This window comes from Streptomyces sp. NPDC056628 (assembly GCF_042792555.1).
Classification (GTDB): Bacteria; Actinomycetota; Actinomycetes; order Streptomycetales; family Streptomycetaceae; genus Streptomyces.
Window position 1 is genome coordinate 1 of the sequence record NZ_JBHTWG010000062.1, and the last position, 18,773, is coordinate 18,773.

The following is an 18,773-nucleotide window of genomic DNA, read 5'->3' on the forward strand; positions in this document are numbered from 1 at the left end:
ACGCGGACGACCCTCCGCCTTGCGATGCACCGCGCCAGACGCCGCGGACCCCGCCCTTCGGGCGGACGACGCTACTTTCGAAACACGCCCTAGAGGGGTGCCGTGTCGATCGTGCCGGGCTCCCGGCGTGATCGACACGACACCCCTGGGGGCCGACCGCGAGGTCTGGCCAGGTCCTAGACGTACCGCTCCAGGATCGAGCTCTCCGCCAGGCGCGACAGGCCCTCGCGGACGCTGCGGGCGCGGGCCTCACCGACACCGTCCACGGTCTGGAGGTCGTCGACGCTGGCGGCCAGCAGCTTCTGCAGGCCGCCGAAGTGCTCCACCAGCCGGTCGATGATGGCGCCCGGCAGCCTCGGCACCTTGGCCAGCAGCCGGAAGCCGCGCGGCGAGACCGCCGAGTCCAGCGCCTCCGGGGAGCCGGTGTACCCCAACGCCTTGGCCACCGTGGGCATTTCGAGGAGCTCGGCGTGGGACAGGGCGTCCAGCTCGTGGAGCGCCTCGTCGACCGTGCGGGAGCGCTTGGCGGTGGGCTCGGGGACGTAGTCGCGCACCACGAGCTCCCGCTCGGGCTCCACACCGGCGATCAGCTCGTCCAGCTGGAGTGCCAGGAGCCGGCCGTCGGTGCCCAGCTCCACCACGTACTCGGCGATCTCCGTCGCGATGCGCCGGACCATCTCCAGGCGCTGGGCGACCGCCGAGACGTCCCGGACCGTCACCAGGTCCTCGATCTCCAGCGCCGACAGCGTGCCCGCGACCTCGTCCAGGCGGAGCTTGTAGCGCTCCAGGGTCGCCAGTGCCTGGTTGGCGCGGGACAAGATCGCCGCCGAGTCCTCCAGGACGCGGCGCTGACCGTCCACGTACAGCGCGACCAGCCGCATCGACTGGGAGACCGAGACGACGGGGAAGCCGACCTGCTTGCTGACCCGGTCCGCCGTGCGGTGCCGGGTGCCCGTCTCCTCCGTGGGGATCGTCGGGTCCGGGACCAGCTGGACGCCGGCCCGCAGGATCTTCGACAGGTCGGACGAGAGCACGATGCCGCCGTCGAGCTTGCACAGCTCACGCAGACGCGTCGCCGTGAACTCGACATCAAGGACGAATCCACCCGTGCACATCGCCTCGACGGTCTTGTCGGAGCCGAGGACGATGAGTCCGCCCGTGTTGCCGCGGAGGATCCGCTCCAGGCCGTCGCGAAGCCCCGTGCCTGGTGCCACGGCGCTCAGTGAGGCGCGCATCAGGCCATCGGCACCGGAGCTCCCACCGGCCTTTCCGGGAGCTGCTGCCCGGTCGTTGGCTGCCACTGCACTCCTCCGGTCGCAGGTTCCAAGGCGCTCCCGTTTCGCACACTCGGTTCGTACGGACGGGCGAGACCTGGGCAAAGTCTACCGGCGGTCCTCGTCGTCCCGTGGGGCCTCTCGCCGACGCGAGCGCGGAAGGACCCTGAGAGCGTCCCCCATGTCGGCCACTTCCAGCACCTTCATGCCCGACGGGACTTTCCCGGGGTCGCCCGGGACGAGGGCGTGCGTGAAGCCCAGACGGTGCGCCTCGGCCAGCCTGCGCTGCACGCCCGTGACCCGTCTGACCTCGCCCGCGAGGCCCACCTCGCCGATCGCGACGAGATTCTTGGGGAGAGGTGTGTCACTCGCGGCGGAGGCCAGCGCGAGGGCCACCGCGAGATCGGCCGCGGGCTCGGAGAGCTTCACCCCGCCGACCGTCGCGGTGTAGATGTCCCGCTTGCCCAGCGCGCTGATCCGGCCGCGCTGCTCCAGCACGGCGAGCATCATCGACACCCGTGAGGTCTCCAGCCCGGACGTCGTACGCCGGGGCGAGGGGATCTGGGAGTCGACGGTGAGCGCCTGGACCTCGGCGACCAGGGGGCGGCGGCCCTCCAGGGTGACCGTCAGGCAGGTGCCCGGCACCGGCTCGTCACGGCGGGTCAGGAAGAGGCCGCTCGGGTCGGTCAGGCCCGTGATGCCGTTGTCGTGCAGCTCGAAGCAGCCGACCTCGTCCGTCGCCCCGTAGCGGTTCTTGACGCCTCGGACGAGCCGCAGACGCGCGTGCCGGTCGCCCTCGAAGTGCAGCACCACGTCGACCAGGTGCTCCAGGAGGCGGGGCCCGGCGATGGCACCGTCCTTGGTGACGTGTCCCACGAGCAGGGTCGACATGCCGCGCTCCTTGGAGGCGCGGATCAGGGCCCCGGCCACCTCGCGGACCTGGGCCATGCCGCCGGGGGCGCCGTCGATCTCCGGGGAGGCCACCGTCTGCACGGAGTCGAGGATGAGCAGGGACGGCTTCACCGCGTCCAAGTGACCGAGCACGGCCGCCAGATCGGTCTCGGCCGCGAGGTACAGGTGCTCGTCGAGGGCACCGATGCGGTCGGCGCGCAGCCGCACCTGGCTCGCGGACTCCTCGCCGGTGACATAGAGGGTGCGGTGCTCGTCGCTCGCGGACTTGGCGGCGACGTCCAGCAGCAGCGTGGACTTGCCGACGCCGGGCTCGCCCGCGAGGAGGACGACCGCGCCGGGCACCAGGCCGCCGCCGAGCACCCGGTCCAGCTCGGGCACGCCGGTGCTGCGGGCGGTCGCCGTGCGGCCGTCGACCTGGCCGATCGGCAGCGCGGAGCTGGTGACCCGGCCGGGGGCCGTGGTGCGGACCGCGGGCGCGCCGTACTCCTCGACCGTCCCCCACGCCTGGCACTCGGGGCAGCGGCCGAGCCACTTGGCCGTCTGCCAGCCGCACTCGGTGCAGCGGTAGGACGGGCGGTCCTTCGTGGACTTGGTACGGGCAGCCATGCGAAGAACCGTAGCCGAGGCCACTGACAACGCCCCGCCCGCCGGTCGGCTCGGCATGCACAGGACATGGAATCCCGGGGCTTCTGTACCCCATTGAGGGATCGTTTCACCCGTATGGATTAAAAGTGCTCAAGCAGGCAGAAGGTGCCGGCGCCGGCCGCCTACGGTCCCCCAATGACGAGCAGCAGTCCGGAGACCCCGACCCGCACCACCGGCGCGCACAGGGCGCATCGGGAGGCGCGTGATCGTGCGGCGGCGCGAACGGTGGCGCAGCACCCGTCCGCGCGCTACGAGCCGTATCTGGACGGGTTGTTCACCTACTGCCTGTCCGTGCTGTGCGACCACGACGCCGCGACCGCCGCCCTCGCCGACGTCCTCGCGCTCGCCGAGCGCCGCGGCCGGCGGATGCCGGCCGGCGCCGCCGACCGCCGGCCCTGGCTGTACGCGGTGGCCCGCTGGGCGTGCCTGCGCAAGCTGGCCGAGGCCAAGCAGAAACGTCAGGGCAGCCACGCGGCGGGCCGGCACGGCACCCACCGGCAGACCGGGCCCGAGCCGGGCCCGTCCGTCCCCGAGGACGTCCAGGAGCAGCGGCGCCGCGAACTCGCCCTGCTGGCCTGGCCGGAAGCCGCCGGCACCACCCCGGAGCAGCGCGAGGCCCTCGAACTCGCCGTGCGCCACCACCTCGCCGCCCACGAGGTCGCCGCCGTCCTCGGCCTCGGTCTCGCCGCCGCCCGCGAACTGCTCGCCTCCGCCGCCTGCGAGGTGGAACGCACCCGCGCGGCCCTCGCCGTCGTCGAGACCGGCACCTGCCCGGGCGTCGCCCGGCTCACCGGCGACCGCCAGCTCGTCCTCGGCACCGCGCTGCGCCGCGAGCTCGTCCGGCACGTCGATGACTGTCCGCGCTGCCGCCGCACCGCCGAGCGCGCCGTCCCCGGCCGGTGGCCCGGCGCCGCCGTCACCCCCGCGGAACTGCCCGTCCTGCCCGCTCCGCGCGCGGCCCTGCACATGGCGCTCGCGCACTCCCCGCGCGTGCGTGGCGCCGCGACGCCCCGCTTCGACCGGCGCGGCTTCCCGATGGACCCGAAGGACCGCGCGGCCCGCCGGGACCGGCTGCGCTCGCGTGCCGTCACCACGACCGTCGTCGCCACGGTCGTCGCCGCCCCGGTCATCGCCCTGTGGGCGGCCTACCGGGGCACCACGACCGGCGAGTCCGTCGACGGCCACTCGGCCACCGCCGGCGAGGCACAAGGCCCGGGCGCCCTCGACGGACAGGGCGCGGACGGCGGCTACGAGAACGCCGGCAATGCCAGCCCCCGCCGGGACGACCACTTCGCCGGCGGCGACGACGATCCGGACGTCTCCGTGGAGGTCGTCAGCGTCGGCGGCACGGGCGGCAAGGGTGCCGCCCGGCTGGAGGTGTCGGCGGCCACCAGCGGCGACACCACGCTGGTCACGCTCCGGGCGACGGGCCGCGCACCGGTGCGCTGGTCCGCGAGCACCTCCGCGTCCTGGCTCTACCTCAGCCGGTCGTCGGGCACGCTCGCCCCCGGCGAGTCCTCGACGGTCAAGGTGTACGTCGACCACCTGCGCGAGCCGTCCGGGTTCTGGAGCGCGCGCCTGGCGATCTCGCCCGCCGGGACCCTCGTCACCATCCAGGGCTACGGCCCCGCGCCGGCTCCCTCCCACCCCGGCCGGCCGACCGACCCCGGGACGCCCGCCGATCCGCCGCCCTCGTCGTCCGGTCCCGATCCGACGCCGACCACCCCGGCACCGACCGAACCGACGCCCAGCGACCCCGGCACCGGCGAGCCGCCTCCGTCGACGGACCCCTCCTCGCCCGGCCCGACGGACCCCTCCGGCCCGGCGGACTCCACTCCGCCGGCCGACGGGAGCGGCGAGCCGAGCCCGTCGGACTCGTAGGGAGCGGCCGCCGTGGCGCGGCGGTGCGGCGGCCCGCGGCTAGCCGGCCGGGTCCGCCGGGTGCGGCGCCACCAGCGGCAGCTGCGAGGCCAGCCGCTCCTCGCACAGCTCGACCAGGCGGTCGTAGCCGGCCTTGCCCATCAGTTCGATCAGCTCCGGCCGGTAGGTGACGTACACCGGCTCGCCCGCGCCGTGCGCCGAGGTCGCCGAGGTGCACCACCAGTGCAGGTCGTGGCCGCCGGGGCCCCAGCCGCGGCGGTCGTACTCACCGATCGAGATCTGCAGCACGCGCGTGTCGTCGGGCCGGTCGATCCAGTCGTAGGTGCGCCGGACCGGCAGCTGCCAGCAGACGTCCGGCTTGGTCTCCAGCGGCTCGCGGCCCTCCCGCAGGGCGAGGATGTGCAGCGAGCAGCCCGCGCCGCCGGCGAAGCCGGGGCGGTTCTGGAAGATGCACGAACCGTTGAAGGGACGCGTCTGGCGCTCGCCGTCCTCGTCCTCGGACACCCAGCCGTTCCGCGTGCCCTCGTCATGGTGCTGCCAGATGTCAGGAGTGAGCCGCGCCACGTGCCCCGCGACCCGCTTCTCGTCGTCCTCGTCGGAGAAGTGGGCGCCCAGCGTGCAGCACCCGTCGTCCGCGCGGCCCGCCTGGATGCCCTGGCAGCCGCTGCCGAAGATGCAGTTCCAGCGAGAGGTCAGCCATGTCAGATCGCAGCGGAAGACCTGCTCGTCGTCCGCCGGATCAGGGAACTCCACCCATGCGCGCGCGAAGTCGAGCCCCTTCTCGTCCGCTTCCGGGGCCCTCCTGGGAGGCTTCGCCACCGCGGCTGCCTTCGCCTGCGAAGAAACCCTGGCTGATTTGGCCGTCTTGTCGTCCTTCGCCTTTTTCGTCTTTGGCACGGGTCCAGGGTACGGCGTGCGCATCCACGCCTTCGAGGACGGAGCGGCGCCCGGCTGGCAGTAGCGTGCCGTACATGAGACTCGGTGTCCTCGATGTGGGTTCCAACACGGTGCATCTGCTGGTGGTGGACGCGCATCCCGGCGCGCGCCCGCTGCCCGCGCACTCGTACAAGGAAGAACTGCGCCTGGCCCAGCTCCTCGACGACAAGGGCGCCATCGGCACCGACGGCGTCGACCGCCTGGTGGGCGTGATCCACGACGCGCTCCAGGCCGCCGAGGACAAGGGGGTCGAGGAGGTCCTGCCCTTCGCCACCTCGGCCGTGCGCGAGGCTGTCAACGCCGACGAGGTCCTCGCGCGCGTGAAGGCCGAGACCGGCGTCGAGCTCCAGGTCCTCGCCGGGGACGAGGAGGCCCGGCTGACCTTCCTGGCCGTCCGGCGCTGGTTCGGCTGGTCGGCCGGGAAACTCCTCGTGCTGGACATCGGCGGCGGCTCCCTGGAGATCGCGTACGGCATCGACGAGGAACCGGACGCCGCGGTGTCCCTGCCCCTGGGCGCGGGCCGCCTCACCGCGGGCTGGCTGCCGGGCGACCCGCCGGACCCGGAGGACATACGCGCGCTGCGGCGCCACGCACGGGCCGAGATCGCCCGCACGGTCGGCGAGTTCAGCCGGTTCGGGGCGCCCGACCACGTCGTCGCCACCTCCAAGACATTCCGCCAACTGGCCCGTATCGCCGGTGCCGCCCGCTCCGCGGAGGGCCTGTACGTGCAGCGCGAGCTGAAGCGGGAGTCCCTGGAGGCATGGGTCCCGCGGCTGGCCGGGATGACCGCCGCCCAGCGCGCGGAACTGCCCGGCGTCTCCGACGGCCGCGCGGGACAGCTGCTCGCCGGGGCGCTGGTCGCCGAGGGCGCCATGGACCTGTTCGGGGTGGAGACGCTGGAGATCTGCCCGTGGGCCCTGCGCGAGGGCGTCATCCTGCGCAAGCTGGATCACATGACCCCGTGACGGCGGGCCTCCCGGGTGGGCCGCCGGCGGCGCCCGCGTCCGCCCCACGCGCCCCGGCGGTCCACCGCACCACCCGCGTGAAGCCCGCCACACCCCGGCCCGGGCGCCGGCCGCCTCCCGACCCGTAAACGTCCTGTTCGCACAGGTGGCCGGTTGTGTGCGAAGGCGCCGGGCACATGGTCATCCGTTCCCGCGGGCCGGGGGAGTCCCCGTACGCTGTCCCTCGTGGCAGATCCAGTGGTGCGCATCCCGGATGCGAAGGTCGCCCTGTCGACGGCCTCGGTCTATCCGGAGTCGACGGCGACGGCCTTCGAGATCGCCGCGCGCCTCGGGTACGACGGTGTCGAGGTCATGGTGTGGACCGACCCGGTCAGCCAGGACCTGGAGGCGCTGCGCCGGCTCAGCGACTACCACCGCATCCCCATCCTGGCCGTCCACGCCCCCTGTCTGCTGATCACACAGCGCGTGTGGTCCACCGACCCCTGGACCAAGCTCAAGCGCGCCCAGGCCGCCGCCGAGAAGCTCGGGGCCGGCACGGTCGTCGTGCACCCGCCCTTCCGCTGGCAGCGCCAGTACGCCCGGGAGTTCGTCGAGGGCATCTGGCGCATGGCCGACGAGACGGACGTGCGCTTCGCCGTCGAGAACATGTACCCCTGGCGCTACCGCGACCGCGAGATGCTGGCCTACGCCCCCGACTGGGACGTCACCCGGGACGACTACCGGCACTTCACGATCGACCTGAGCCACACGGCGACCGCCCGCTGCGACGCGCTCCAGATGGTCGACCGCATGGGCGACCGGCTCGGGCATGTGCACCTCGCCGACGGCCGGGGCTCGGCGAAGGACGAGCACCTCGTCCCCGGCCGCGGCACCCAGCCCTGCGCCGAGGTGCTGGAACGCCTCGCCCAGACCGGCTTCGACGGGCACGTCGTGATCGAGGTCAACACCCGGCGCGCCCTGTCCGGCGCCGAACGGGAGGCCGACCTCGCGGAGGCCCTCGCCTTCACCCGCCTCCACCTGGCGTCCCCGGTGAAGGTGCCCCGGCCGTGACCGACGCCGGACCGGCCCCGGACGGGCCGGGCACGCGACGCCGCGGCCGCCCCCCGCGCACCGAGTCCGCCGGCACCCGCGAGCGCATCCTGGACGCGGCCCGCGAGGAGTTCTCCGAGCGGGGCTACGAGAAGACGTCGGTACGCGGCATCGCCAAGGCCGCCGGGGTCGACCCGGCCCTCGTCCACCACTACTTCGGTACCAAGGAGCAGGTCTTCGAGGCGGCCGTCGAGGTCGCCCTCGTCCCCGCCCTGAAGGTGCGCGACACCGTCCTCGCGGCACCGCTGGACGACGTCGGCGAGCGGATGACCCGCTTCCTGTTCGGGCTCTGGGAGAACCCGGCGACCCGTAAGCCGCTGCTCGCCATCGTCCGCTCCGCGGTCACCAACGAGGTCGCGGCCACCGTGTTCCGCCGCCTCGTCGCCAGCCAGCTGCTGCGCCGGATCGCCGGGGAGATCGACGCGCCGGACGCGGAGCTGCGCGCCGAGCTGGCCGCCGCGCAGCTCGTCGGGATCGCGATGATGCGGTACGTCATCAAGATCGAGCCGATCGCCTCGGCCGACCTGGAGCGGATCGTCGCGCGCGTGGCCCCCGTCGTCCAGGGGCACCTCACCGGCCCCTGAGGCCCGCAACGCCCTCTCCGCGAGACATCTGTCCCGTATTGCGGACGCCTCGTCCCGCCCACTGGATGACCGGCGTACGCTCATTGAGAGCCCCATCCGTCTGAAGGAGCGAGCGACGATGCCCGAGCTGAGGTCCCGCACAGTCACCCACGGCCGCAACATGGCGGGCGCCCGCGCCCTTATGCGCGCCTCCGGTGTACCCGGTGCGGACATCGGCCGGAAGCCGATCATCGCGGTGGCGAACTCCTTCACCGAGTTCGTGCCCGGCCACACCCACCTCCAGCCCGTCGGGCGGATCGTCAGCGAGGCGATCAGGGAGGCCGGCGGCATCCCCCGCGAGTTCAACACGATCGCCGTCGACGACGGCATCGCCATGGGCCACGGCGGCATGCTCTACTCCCTGCCCTCCCGCGACCTCATCGCGGACAGCGTGGAGTACATGGTCGAGGCGCACTGCGCCGACGCCCTGATCTGCATCTCCAACTGCGACAAGATCACCCCGGGCATGCTGAACGCCGCCCTGCGGCTCAACATCCCCACGGTCTTCGTCTCCGGCGGTCCGATGGAGTCCGGCCGCGCCACGCTCGTCGACGGCACGGTCCGCACCCTCGACCTGGTCGACGCGATCTCCGACGCCGTGAACGACAAGATCTCGGACGAGGACATCCTCCGTATCGAGGAGAACGCCTGTCCGACCTGCGGGTCCTGTTCCGGCATGTTCACCGCCAACTCGATGAACTGCCTCACCGAGGCCGTCGGCCTCTCCCTGCCGGGCAACGGCTCGGTCCTCGCCACGCACACGGCCCGCAAGGGCCTGTACGAGGACGCCGCCCGCACCGTCATGGACATCACTCGCCGCTACTACGAGCAGGACGACGACACCGTCCTGCCGCGCAGCGTCGCCACCTTCGCGGCGTTCGAGAACGCCATGGCCCTCGACATCGCCATGGGCGGCTCCACCAACACGATCCTGCACCTGCTGGCCGCCGCCCAGGAGGCGGGCGTCCCGTTCGGCCTGGAGGAGATCAACGCCGTCTCGCGCCGCGTCCCCTGCCTGGCCAAGGTCGCCCCGAACGTCGCCAAGGACCGCACGTACTACATGGAGGACGTGCACCGCGCCGGCGGCATCCCCGCCCTGCTGGGCGAGCTGTACCGCGGCGGCCTGCTCAACGAGGACGTCCACGCCGTCCACAGCCCGTCGCTGTCCGACTGGCTGAAGACCTGGGACGTGCGCGGCGGCTCCCCCTCGCCGGAGGCCGTCGAGCTGTGGCACGCGGCCCCCGGCTGCGTCCGCTCGGCCGAGGCGTTCTCCCAGTCGGAGCGCTGGGCCGCCCTCGACGAGGACGCCGAGGGCGGCTGCATCCGCAGCGTCGAGCACGCCTACTCCAAGGACGGCGGCCTCGCGGTCCTCAAGGGCAACCTCGCCGTCGACGGCTGTGTCGTGAAGACCGCGGGCGTGGACGAGTCCATCTGGACCTTCGAGGGCCCGGCCGTCGTCTGCGAGTCGCAGGAGGAGGCCGTCGAGAAGATCCTCAACAAGCAGGTCACCGACGGGGACGTCGTCGTCATCCGCTACGAGGGCCCCAAGGGCGGCCCCGGTATGCAGGAGATGCTGTACCCGACGTCCTTCCTCAAGGGCCGCGGCCTGGGCAAGACCTGCGCGCTGATCACCGACGGCCGCTTCTCCGGCGGCACCTCGGGCCTGTCCATCGGCCACGCCTCCCCGGAGGCCGCGTCCGGCGGCACCATCGCCCTCGTCGAGGACGGCGACCGTATCCGCATCGACATCCCGAACCGCACGATCGAACTGCTCGTCGACGACGCCGAGCTCAGCCGCCGGGAGCAGGCGCTGGACGGCGTGTACGCGCCGAAGAACCGCGACCGCAAGGTGTCGGCCGCCCTGCGCGCCTACGCGGCGATGGCCACCAGCGCGGACAAGGGCGCGGTGCGCGACGTCTCGAAGCTGGGCTGACCCGCCCGGCGCGAAGCCGTGTCGAAGGGGCCGTCTCCTCGGGAGGCGGCCCCTTCGCCGTGCGCGGGCCGGCTCACCAGACGCCGGGGGAGCGTGCGTCGACGGCGAAGACCGTGCCGTCCGGGGCGCCGGCGTGGACACGGCCGCCGGCGAGCGCGGGCACCGGCAGGTCGGCGGTGGCCGCCGCCGCGTCCGGGTTCAGCCGGGGGTCCGTCTGGCCGACGAGCCGCCCCTTGGCCGCGTCCACCGCGAGCAGCCGCCCGTCGGCCGCGCTCAGGTACACGCGCCGGCCGTCCGAGACCGGCGCCGAACCCTGGCTGACGCTCGTCTGCACCGACCACCGCTGCCGTCCCGCGCGCAGGTCGACGGCCACCAGGGAGCCGCCCGTCCCCAGCAGGTAGACGGTCCCGTCGTGCACCCCGGCCTGCGCCTGGGTGAGCGACTCCGACAGGGCCACGCGCCGCGTCGCGCCGGACGCCGGGCTGTAGCGGACCACAGCCGTCGCCTCGCCGTAGCCTCCGTCGCCCGCGACGAGGAAGACCTCGCCGTCGGTGGCGCCGACCGGTGTCAGGGCGCCGTCGAACGGCGCGTCCCAGCGCACCTTGCCGTCCCTCGGGTCGATGGACCGCACGCGGGTACGGGTGCCGTCGGCCGACGTACCCGCGACGAAGAGCCAGGGGTTCCCCGGGAACGAGACGGCGTACGCGTCACCCAGACCCGGTATCCGCCGCTCCCACCGGGTCTCGCCGGACGCGCTGTCGACGCCCCGCGCCGTGCCGTCCGCGCCGATCAGCACCAGCATGTCGCCCGCGAACCGGAACCCGCGGTACGCCGACACGTCCAGCTCCCAGCGGAGCTCGCCGGACGCGGGGTCGATCGCCTCCACATGCCGGCCCGCGTGGGTCAGGACGTGCGCGAGCCCGCCCGAGACCTCGGGCGCGCGGCCCGGCACATCGCCCTTGGCCAGCTCGTACCGCCACAGCACCTGACCGTCGGCCGGGTCGAGCGCGCTGACCAGCCCCGGCTGCGCACACAGCAACCGCCGGTCCTCGTGCGCGCACCGGGGCAGACCGCCCCCCTTCGGGGACGGCTTCACGGCCCAGGGCCGGACCGCCGACGCGGCGGCGGGCCTGCCCGCACCCGCCTCACGCTTCGGCCCGTCGCCGCCCCCCGGCCACAGCACGGCACCCGCGGCGACGCCCAGCGCCACCACGGCCGCCGTCACCAGGGCCAGCCGCCCCCGCCTGGCCGTCCGGGGCCGCCGCGACCCGGCGGCCCTTCGCCCGGACCGGGGACCGGGCTCGGGGTCCCGCTCCTCGCCCGTGCGCTGCGCCGGTATGAACGCCTGCGTGTCGTACGACGCCGCCACGGACCGCAGCTCCCGCATCAGCTCGTCCGGAGTGGGCCGGTCCTCGGGCTCCTTGGCGAGACAGCGCAGCACGAGCGGCGCCAGGTTCTCCGGCAGCCCGGTCAGATCCGGCTCGTCATGGACGACCTGGTAGGCGACGACGTACGGGCTGTCCGAGTCGAACGGCCCGCGCCCCGTCGCCGCGTGCACCATCACCGAGCCGAGCGCGAAGACGTCCGCGGCGGGACCGACCTCCCGGGGCCGCCGGAACTGCTCCGGCGCCATGAACGGCGGCGTGCCGATCAACTTGCCCGTCTCGGTCCGCAGTTCGCTGTCCTTTGGCCGAGAAATGCCGAAGTCGATGACCTTCGGGCCGTCGTCGGCGAGCAGGACGTTGCTCGGCTTGAGATCGCGGTGCACGACGCCGACCCGGTGGATGTCGCGCAGCGCCTCCGCCAGCCCGGCCATCAGCCGCCGCAGCTGCGCGGGGTCCATCGGACCGTTCCGCTTCACATGGTCGGAGAGCGTCGAACCGGGGATGAACAGCGTGGCCATCCACGGCCGTTCGGCCTCCGGGTCGGCGTCCACCACCGGTGCCGTGAAGGCCCCGCTGACCTTGCGCGCCGCCCCGACCTCCTGCCGGAAACGGCCCCTGAACTCGGGGTCCTTCGCGAACTCGGCATGCACGACCTTGACGGCGACCTGCATGCCCGACGTGCTCCTGGCCAGGTGGACGACACCCATGCCCCCGGCACCGAGGGGGGACTCCAGGCGGTAGTGCCCGGCGTACTCGGGAAGTTCCGCTTCCGCGCCCGCCCCGATGTTGTGCCGTGACGCCATGGGACCACCCCCGTGCTGTTCGTCCACGCGCGCGACGCACGGAGCCTAGTCGATGATGCGTGCGAGACAGAGGCGGCTTGCTAGTGTTCGCGTTCGATGTGAGTACGCCTGTTTCGTGGCGTGATTTGGGGGAATCATCGGGGCCCCACGAACGTCGTGGGTTCCAACGGGGGGAGTACCTATGTCTGTCGACCGTGCCGAAACGACGAACCGCGGCGAGGACGACGCCGTCACCATGCTCGAGGCGGCCGCAGCCGTGACCTACTACCCGGTCGCGCCGGGCGTGCGCCTCAACGTCCGCAGCGGCCCCGGCACCAGCTACCCGATCGTCAAGGTCCTGCCCGAGGGCGCGCAGGTCGCGATCTACTGCCAGCGGCCCGGCACCAGCGTGACCGGCCCGTACGGCACCTCGACCATCTGGGACAACATCGCCAACGGCGAGTACGTCTCGGACGCGTACATCAGGACCGGCAGCGACGGCTACATCCGCCCGCGCTGCTCGTAGCGAGGGCTTGGGCGCGGGTCTGGGTGAGGGCTCGGGCGAGAGGCTGGGCGGGGGCTGCCGCAACCAGGTGGCCCCTCCCCGGCCCCCGGCCCCGCCCGCCCACGGGCCCGCGCCCGGCCGGGGCGATAATCGACGCGTGAGCGACACCAACGGCACCCCGGCCACGCCCGCGGGCTCCCCGGGCCCCCGCCCCGAGCCCCTGCGTTTCTTCGGCACGACCTGGGTCGACCACGACCACGGCTACGCGCTCCGCCGCATCGGCGTGGCCGCCGGCTCCCTGGCCGCCGCGGCCGCCGCCTGCCTCGTGCTGCGCTTCGCCTACGAGGGCATCGCGATCGCCGGCAGCGGCAGCTTCGTGACCGTCCTGGTCGTGGGCATGTTCGCGGTCTGCAGCGCGCTCGCGTTCCGGCACACCTGGGACGGCTTCACCAAGAGCCCCGACCCGGACCGCCAGGCCGGCCTGCGCGGCCTGCTCACCATCGGTTTCGTCGGCTCCCTCCTCGCCTACTTCTTCCGCTCCCTCGTCGAGGCCCCCGGCGAGAAGCTGCACCGCCAGGAGTACGAGGCGGCCCGCAAGCGGCACGAGTCCCGTACCACCCGCCGCACCGGCAACCCGTCGAAGCGCAAGCGCCGCACCTGAGGACGCCCGCGGCGCCTCGACGACCTCGAGGTCGTCGTAGCCCACCGCGTTCGCCGCCCGGCCCGCCTCCCGCGGTCGTCGGCGAACCTCCGGCCGCCCTGCCCGCGCCCCGCCATCAGGGGGACCATGGCCCTATGACGGCCCCCTCCCACGCAGCCCGCGCCCACTCCTTCAACGCCGCCGCCGCCCAGTACGCGGCGAACCGCCCCTCCTATCCCCCCGCCCTCTTCGACGCGGTCGAGGAACTCGCGGGGCGGTCCCTGACCGGCGCACAGGTCGTCGACGTCGGCGCGGGCACCGGCATCGCCACCGCCCTGCTGCGCGACCGTGGCGCCGAGGTGCTCGCGGTGGAGCCCGGCGCCGGCATGGCGGCCCAGTTCCGCCACAGCCACCCCGGCCTCCCGCTCGTGCGGGGCAACGGCGACGCCCTTCCCCTGGCCACCTCCTCCGCCGACTTCCTCACCTACGCCCAGGCCTGGCACTGGACCGACCCCGCCCGCTCGGTGCCGGAGGCCCTGCGGGTGCTGCGCCCCGGCGGCGCGCTGGCCCTCTGGTGGAACATCACCCCGCTCGACATCCCCTGGCACGTCGAGCAGGCGGTCCGCATCGAGCGCCGCTTCGGCCTCCACTCCGGCGGCCCCGCTCCCGCCGTCGAGCAGCAGGGCAGGGGCGACCGAGCCGCCCGGACCGACCCCTCGGGCCGCCTCGCCTTCACCTCCCGCAGGGTCCGCTGGAGCCGCCGCGTCCCCGTCGACACCCACCTGGCCAACCTCGGCAGCCACTCGGTCTTCCTGGTCCACGGCGCCGAGGCGAGCACCGCTTTCTTCGACGAGGAGAGGCGCCACCTCCTCGACGCCTTCCCGGGCGGGACCGTCGAGGAGACGTACGACGTGGATCTGGTCGTCGCCGTCACCCCCGCGTCCGAGCACTGAGAGCCCTCACGGCGCTTGACGCTCCCGCCCCGGCGCGAGCATTATTCATCGCATGATGAATTACGACGCCGCCCGCACCGACCCTCCCGACGGCACCCCGGACGAGCCCGCCGTCCGGGCCGACTCCCTCCACGTCGTCCGCGGCGCCCGCCAGGTCCTGCGGGACCTCGCCTTCACCGTCCCGCGCGGGCAGATCACCGGCCTGCTCGGCCCCTCCGGCTGCGGCAAGACCACCCTCATGCGGGCCATCGTCGGCACCCAGGCCAAGGTCACCGGCACCCTGGACGTCCTCGGCCACCCCGCCGGACACCCCTCCCTGCGCACCCGCATCGGCTACGTCACCCAAGCTCCCTCCGTCTACGACGACCTGACGGTCCGCCAGAACCTGGACTACTTCGCGGCGATCCTCGACCCCGGCCGCTCCGCCGCCGACCGGCGCGCCGACCACGTCACCCGCGCCATCGCCGACGTCGACCTCACCAGCCACGCCGACGCCCTGGCCGGCACCCTCTCCGGCGGCCAGCGCAGCCGCGTCTCCCTGGCCGTCGCCCTCCTCGGCGCCCCCGAACTCCTCGTCCTGGACGAACCGACCGTCGGCCTCGACCCCGTCCTGCGCCGCGACCTCTGGGCCCTCTTCCACGACATCGCCGCCTCACGCGGCGCCACCCTCCTCATCTCCTCCCACGTCATGGACGAAGCCGAGCGCTGCCACCGCCTCCTCCTCATGCGCGAGGGCCGCGTCCTCGCCGACGACACCCCCGAGGCCCTCCGCGCCCGTACGGACTCCGAGACCGTCGAAGCGGCCTTCCTGCACCTGGTGGACGAGGCGGCCGCCGCCGCCCGCGCGAAGGAGACCACCCGATGAGCACCACCGCGAGCACACCCACCCCGCTCCGCCCCGCCCCCACCGGCGCCCTCAGCCCCGCCCGCACCCTCGCCACCGCGGCCCGCGTCCTGCGCCAGCTCCGCCACGACCCGCGGACCATCGCCCTGATGCTCCTCGTGCCCTGCGTCATGCTCTTCCTGCTGCGCTACGTCTTCGACGGCAGCCCGCGCACCTTCGACACCATCGGCGCCTCCCTCCTCGGGATCTTCCCGCTGATCACGATGTTCCTGGTCACCTCCATCGCCACCCTGCGCGAACGCACCTCGGGCACCCTCGAACGCCTCCTCGCCCTGCCGCTGGGCAAAGGCGACCTGATCGCCGGCTACGCCCTCGCCTTCGGCGCCCTCGCGATCGTCCAGTCCGCGCTCGCCACCGGACTCGCCCTGTGGTTCCTCGACCTCGACGTCACCGGCAGCCCCTGGCTGCTCCTGCTCGTCGCCCTGCTCGACGCGCTCCTCGGCACCGCCCTCGGCCTCTTCGTCTCGGCGTTCGCCGCCTCCGAGTTCCAGGCCGTCCAGTTCATGCCGGCCGTGATCTTCCCCCAACTCCTCCTCTGCGGACTCTTCACTCCCCGCGACGCCATGCACCCCGCCCTCGAAGCCCTCTCCGACGTCCTCCCCATGTCCTACGCCGTCGACGGCATGAACGAAGTGCTCCGGCACACCGACATCACGGCCACCTTCGTCCGCGACGCCCTGATCGTCGCGGGCTGCGCCCTCCTGGTCCTCGGCCTGGGCGCGGCGACCCTGCGCCGCCGGACGGCCTGACCGCCCGCCCCCCCACGTCCCGCCCACCGGACACTCCGCCGCGCGCCCCGCCCTCCGGTGCGAGGATGAACCCGGACGACGCAACCCCCGGAGGGCACCCCAGCCATGACCCAGAAAGTCGCAGTCCTCGGCACCGGCAAGATCGGCGAAGCCCTGCTCAGCGGAATGATCCGCGGCGGCTGGACCCCGGCCGACCTCCTGGTCACGGCCCGCCGCCCGGAACGCGCCGAGGAACTCCGCTCCCGCCACGGAGTCACCCCGGTCAGCAACGCGGAAGCCGCCAAGTCGGCCGACACCCTGATCCTCACCGTCAAGCCGCAGGACATGGGCACTCTCCTCGACGAACTCGCCCCGCACGTCCCCGCCGACCGCCTCGTCATCAGCGGTGCGGCGGGCATCCCCACCTCCTTCTTCGAGTCCCGCCTGGCCACCGGCACCCCGGTGGTCCGCGTCATGACGAACACCCCGGCCCTCGTCGACGAGGCCATGTCGGTCATCTCCGCGGGCAGTCACGCCGGCGAGGCCCACCTCGCCCACGCCGAGGAGATCTTCGGCGCCGTCGGCAAGACGCTCCGCGTGCCCGAGTCCCAGCAGGACGCCTGCACCGCGCTCTCCGGCTCCGGCCCGGCCTACTTCTTCTACCTGGTCGAAGCCATGACGGACGCCGGCATCCTGCTCGGACTGCCCCGCGACAAGGCCCACGACCTGATCGTCCAGTCCGCGATCGGCGCCGCGACGATGCTCCGCGACAGCGGGGAGCACCCCGTCAAGCTCCGCGAGAACGTGACGTCCCCCGCCGGCACCACCATCAACGCCATCCGCGAACTGGAGAACCACGGCGTACGAGCAGCCCTCATCGCCGCCCTCGAGGCCGCCCGCGACCGCAGCCGCGAACTGGCCTCCGGCAACAGCTGACACCCCGGGGCCGCCCGGCACCGGGCGGCCCGACTACACGGTCACCCCGATATCGGCGACGGCGGCACCGTCATCCGCAGCCGCCGGCAGCAGCCCGATCGCCCGATACGCGGCATCCACGGTCGGCCGGGCCATCGCCCGCGCGCGCTCCGCACCATCGCGCAGCACCCCCTCCACATAGCCAGGATCCGCGCACAGCTCCCTGTGCCTCTCCTGCACGGGCCTCAGAGCCTCGACCACGGCGTCCGCGGTGTCCCTCTTCAAAGCACCGTACGTTTCATATACACCGCTCAGCTCGGATGGGTTCCCACCCGTGCACGCCGCGAGGATCTCCAGCAGGTTCGCCGGACCCGGCCGCGCCTCCGGGTCGTACACGACGTCCCGGGCGCTGTCGGTGACAGCCCGCATGATCTTCCTGCGCACCGTGTCCGGCTCGTCGAGCAGATAGACGATCCCCGGTCCCGAGTCATCGCTCTTGCCCATCTTCGAAGTCGGGTCCTGAAGGTTCATCACCCGCGCCGCCACCTGCGGCGGCGTGGCCCGCGGCACCACGAACGTGTGCCCGTACCGCTGGTTGAACCGCACCGCGACATCCCGCGCGAGCTCCACGTGCTGCGTCTGGTCGTCCCCGACCGGCACCTGGTCGGTCGCGTACGCCAGGATGTCCGCCGCCATCAGCACGGGATACGTCAGCAGCGACAGCCGTACGCTCCCGCCCCGCACCCGCTCCCGCGCCGCCTTCTCCTTGTACTGGATCATCCGCCGCATCTCGCCGTCCGTGGCCACGCACTCCAGCAGGTACGACAGCCGCGCGTGCTCGTCCACATGGCTCTGCACGAAGACGGTGCACAGCCGGGGATCCAGCCCCGACGCGAGCAACAGCGTCGCCGCCTGCCTGCTGAGTCTGCGCACCCGAGCCGGATCGTGGTCGACGGTCAACGCGTGCAGATCCACGACGCAGAACAGGGCGTCGGACTGGTGCTGGTCCACGGCGGCCCACCGCCGCATCGCACCCAGGTAGTTCCCCAGCGTCAGGTGCCCGGTCGGCTTGATCCCGCTGAAGACCCGCGTCATCTTCTCCACCTCCTGGTCGAGGCCGCCGTCCCGGCCGGCCGACCCTCAGAACCTCAGGAGGGAGAAACGAGAACGGCCGCCGGGGCGGCGGCCGTGTGTGCGCACGTGACATCGGCCGCCGTCAGGCGGCCCACCAGAACTGGCTGTACGTGCGCGTCGTCATGGAGGTCAGAGTACGCCCGCAGGGTGCCGACCGCAGCGAAGTTGACACGCTCCACGCCCATCCGTAGTGTTCTCCGAGTTGTCCGACGTGAGCGCCGACCTCGGTCGGTCCCCGGACAGCCACTCCATAAGTACCAACCATTCTCCCGACGACAGTCGTCCGGCTGCCGTCGTGTCATTGGTGCGCGTATTTACGGAATGAGGAATCCGCGTTCGAAAGGACGCCGGCCCCCGATTAGATCGGGAGCCAGGAATCCGCTAAAGTCTCACTCGTCGGAACGGCCCAACGGCCGGGAGGACGAACCCCGCTGACTGGGGATCAGGTCGGAAAAGGATCTGGTAAAGTCGGATCCGCTGGAAAGGGAAACGCGGAAGCGGGAACCTGGAAAGCACCGAGGAAATCGGATCGGAAAGATCTGATAGAGTCGGAAACGCAAGACCGAAGG

At 73.0% G+C, this 18,773-nt stretch carries 16 protein-coding genes; 11 read left to right on the forward strand and 5 right to left on the reverse strand.

The features are described 5' to 3' along the window. Positions 1-176: 176 nt before the first annotated feature. Positions 177-1,301: a DNA integrity scanning diadenylate cyclase DisA gene (disA, locus tag ACFRAC_RS35470; protein WP_382939019.1), complete on the reverse strand. Its 1,125-nt coding sequence runs from the start codon at positions 1,299-1,301 to the stop codon at positions 177-179. Positions 1,302-1,382: 81 nt separating this feature from the next. Then, entirely contained in the window at positions 1,383-2,792 is a 1,410-nt protein-coding gene (gene radA / locus ACFRAC_RS35475) for a DNA repair protein RadA (RefSeq protein WP_382939022.1), read from the reverse strand. Between the two features lie 174 nt (positions 2,793-2,966). Here radA and ACFRAC_RS35480 point away from each other — a divergent pair, with 174 nt between their 5' ends. After that, on the forward strand, positions 2,967-4,712 hold the full coding sequence (locus tag ACFRAC_RS35480) for a hypothetical protein (RefSeq protein ID WP_382939027.1): 1,746 nt from the start codon (positions 2,967-2,969) through the stop codon (positions 4,710-4,712). A gap of 39 nt (positions 4,713-4,751) precedes the next feature. Here ACFRAC_RS35480 and ACFRAC_RS35485 read toward each other — a convergent pair whose 3' ends face one another. Then, the gene (locus ACFRAC_RS35485; protein ID WP_382939066.1) at positions 4,752-5,531 is read right to left on the reverse strand and encodes a hypothetical protein; all 780 of its coding nucleotides are present in this window, start codon (positions 5,529-5,531) and stop codon (positions 4,752-4,754) included. Between the two features lie 152 nt (positions 5,532-5,683). Here ACFRAC_RS35485 and ACFRAC_RS35490 point away from each other — a divergent pair, with 152 nt between their 5' ends. From ACFRAC_RS35490 to ilvD, 4 genes are all read left to right on the forward strand, one after another. Beyond that, the gene (locus ACFRAC_RS35490) at positions 5,684-6,613 is read left to right on the forward strand and encodes a Ppx/GppA family phosphatase (RefSeq protein WP_382939029.1); all 930 of its coding nucleotides are present in this window, start codon (positions 5,684-5,686) and stop codon (positions 6,611-6,613) included. A gap of 225 nt (positions 6,614-6,838) precedes the next feature. Next, positions 6,839-7,663 (forward strand): sugar phosphate isomerase/epimerase family protein, encoded by an 825-nt coding sequence (locus ACFRAC_RS35495; RefSeq protein ID WP_382939031.1) that lies wholly within the window; start codon positions 6,839-6,841, stop codon positions 7,661-7,663. Beyond that, the gene (locus tag ACFRAC_RS35500) at positions 7,660-8,286 is read left to right on the forward strand and encodes a TetR family transcriptional regulator (protein WP_382939034.1); all 627 of its coding nucleotides are present in this window, start codon (positions 7,660-7,662) and stop codon (positions 8,284-8,286) included. Before ACFRAC_RS35495 ends, ACFRAC_RS35500 begins: the two co-directional genes overlap by 4 nt. A 118-nt stretch (positions 8,287-8,404) precedes the next feature. After that, entirely contained in the window at positions 8,405-10,258 is a 1,854-nt protein-coding gene (ilvD, locus tag ACFRAC_RS35505; RefSeq protein WP_382939037.1) for a dihydroxy-acid dehydratase, read from the forward strand. Positions 10,259-10,331: 73 nt separating this feature from the next. On the opposite strand, the gene ACFRAC_RS35510 is transcribed toward ilvD, so the two are convergent. Continuing rightward, positions 10,332-12,446 (reverse strand): serine/threonine-protein kinase, encoded by a 2,115-nt coding sequence (locus ACFRAC_RS35510; RefSeq protein WP_382939041.1) that lies wholly within the window; start codon positions 12,444-12,446, stop codon positions 10,332-10,334. Between the two features lie 181 nt (positions 12,447-12,627). Between ACFRAC_RS35510 and ACFRAC_RS35515 the strand changes: the two genes are divergently transcribed. The 6 genes from ACFRAC_RS35515 to proC all read left to right on the forward strand — a co-directional run bounded on the left by ACFRAC_RS35515 (position 12,628) and on the right by proC (position 17,091). Continuing rightward, positions 12,628-12,951, forward strand: coding sequence for an SH3 domain-containing protein (locus ACFRAC_RS35515; RefSeq protein WP_382939044.1), 324 nt, complete (start codon positions 12,628-12,630; stop codon positions 12,949-12,951). A gap of 136 nt (positions 12,952-13,087) precedes the next feature. After that, positions 13,088-13,591, forward strand: a complete 504-nt coding sequence (locus ACFRAC_RS35520) for an EamA/RhaT family transporter (protein ID WP_382939048.1) — start codon at positions 13,088-13,090, stop codon at positions 13,589-13,591. Between the two features lie 134 nt (positions 13,592-13,725). Beyond that, on the forward strand, positions 13,726-14,523 hold the full coding sequence (locus ACFRAC_RS35525; protein ID WP_382939051.1) for a class I SAM-dependent methyltransferase: 798 nt from the start codon (positions 13,726-13,728) through the stop codon (positions 14,521-14,523). A 52-nt stretch (positions 14,524-14,575) separates the two neighbouring features. Further along, the gene (locus tag ACFRAC_RS35530; RefSeq protein WP_382939054.1) at positions 14,576-15,388 is read left to right on the forward strand and encodes an ABC transporter ATP-binding protein; all 813 of its coding nucleotides are present in this window, start codon (positions 14,576-14,578) and stop codon (positions 15,386-15,388) included. Further along, on the forward strand, positions 15,385-16,176 hold the full coding sequence (locus tag ACFRAC_RS35535) for an ABC transporter permease (protein WP_382939058.1): 792 nt from the start codon (positions 15,385-15,387) through the stop codon (positions 16,174-16,176). Before ACFRAC_RS35530 ends, ACFRAC_RS35535 begins: the two co-directional genes overlap by 4 nt. 105 nt (positions 16,177-16,281) lie before the next feature. Next, positions 16,282-17,091 carry a pyrroline-5-carboxylate reductase gene (proC, locus tag ACFRAC_RS35540; protein ID WP_382939060.1) on the forward strand — a complete coding sequence of 270 codons (810 nt, stop codon included), beginning with the start codon at positions 16,282-16,284 and terminating at the stop codon, positions 17,089-17,091. A 33-nt stretch (positions 17,092-17,124) separates the two neighbouring features. On the opposite strand, the gene trpS is transcribed toward proC, so the two are convergent. Then, positions 17,125-18,165: a tryptophan--tRNA ligase gene (gene trpS / locus ACFRAC_RS35545; RefSeq protein ID WP_382939063.1), complete on the reverse strand. Its 1,041-nt coding sequence runs from the start codon at positions 18,163-18,165 to the stop codon at positions 17,125-17,127. Between the last annotated feature and the right edge of the window lie 608 nt (positions 18,166-18,773).

Bases quoted from the DNA above. Each gene is read 5' to 3' on its own strand.
- ACFRAC_RS35525 (WP_382939051.1), top strand. From the start codon at position 13,726: ATGACGGCCCCCTCCCACGCAGCCCGCGCCCACTCCTTCAACGCCGCC.
- proC (WP_382939060.1), top strand. From the start codon at position 16,282: ATGACCCAGAAAGTCGCAGTCCTCGGCACCGGCAAGATCGGCGAAGCC.
- trpS (WP_382939063.1), bottom strand. From the start codon at position 18,165: ATGACGCGGGTCTTCAGCGGGATCAAGCCGACCGGGCACCTGACGCTG.
- ACFRAC_RS35515 (WP_382939044.1), top strand. From the start codon at position 12,628: ATGTCTGTCGACCGTGCCGAAACGACGAACCGCGGCGAGGACGACGCC.
- ACFRAC_RS35490 (WP_382939029.1), top strand. From the start codon at position 5,684: ATGAGACTCGGTGTCCTCGATGTGGGTTCCAACACGGTGCATCTGCTG.
- ACFRAC_RS35535 (WP_382939058.1), top strand. From the start codon at position 15,385: ATGAGCACCACCGCGAGCACACCCACCCCGCTCCGCCCCGCCCCCACC.
- ilvD (WP_382939037.1), top strand. From the start codon at position 8,405: ATGCCCGAGCTGAGGTCCCGCACAGTCACCCACGGCCGCAACATGGCG.
- ACFRAC_RS35530 (WP_382939054.1), top strand. From the start codon at position 14,576: ATGATGAATTACGACGCCGCCCGCACCGACCCTCCCGACGGCACCCCG.
- ACFRAC_RS35480 (WP_382939027.1), top strand. From the start codon at position 2,967: ATGACGAGCAGCAGTCCGGAGACCCCGACCCGCACCACCGGCGCGCAC.
- ACFRAC_RS35510 (WP_382939041.1), bottom strand. From the start codon at position 12,446: ATGGCGTCACGGCACAACATCGGGGCGGGCGCGGAAGCGGAACTTCCC.
- radA (WP_382939022.1), bottom strand. From the start codon at position 2,792: ATGGCTGCCCGTACCAAGTCCACGAAGGACCGCCCGTCCTACCGCTGC.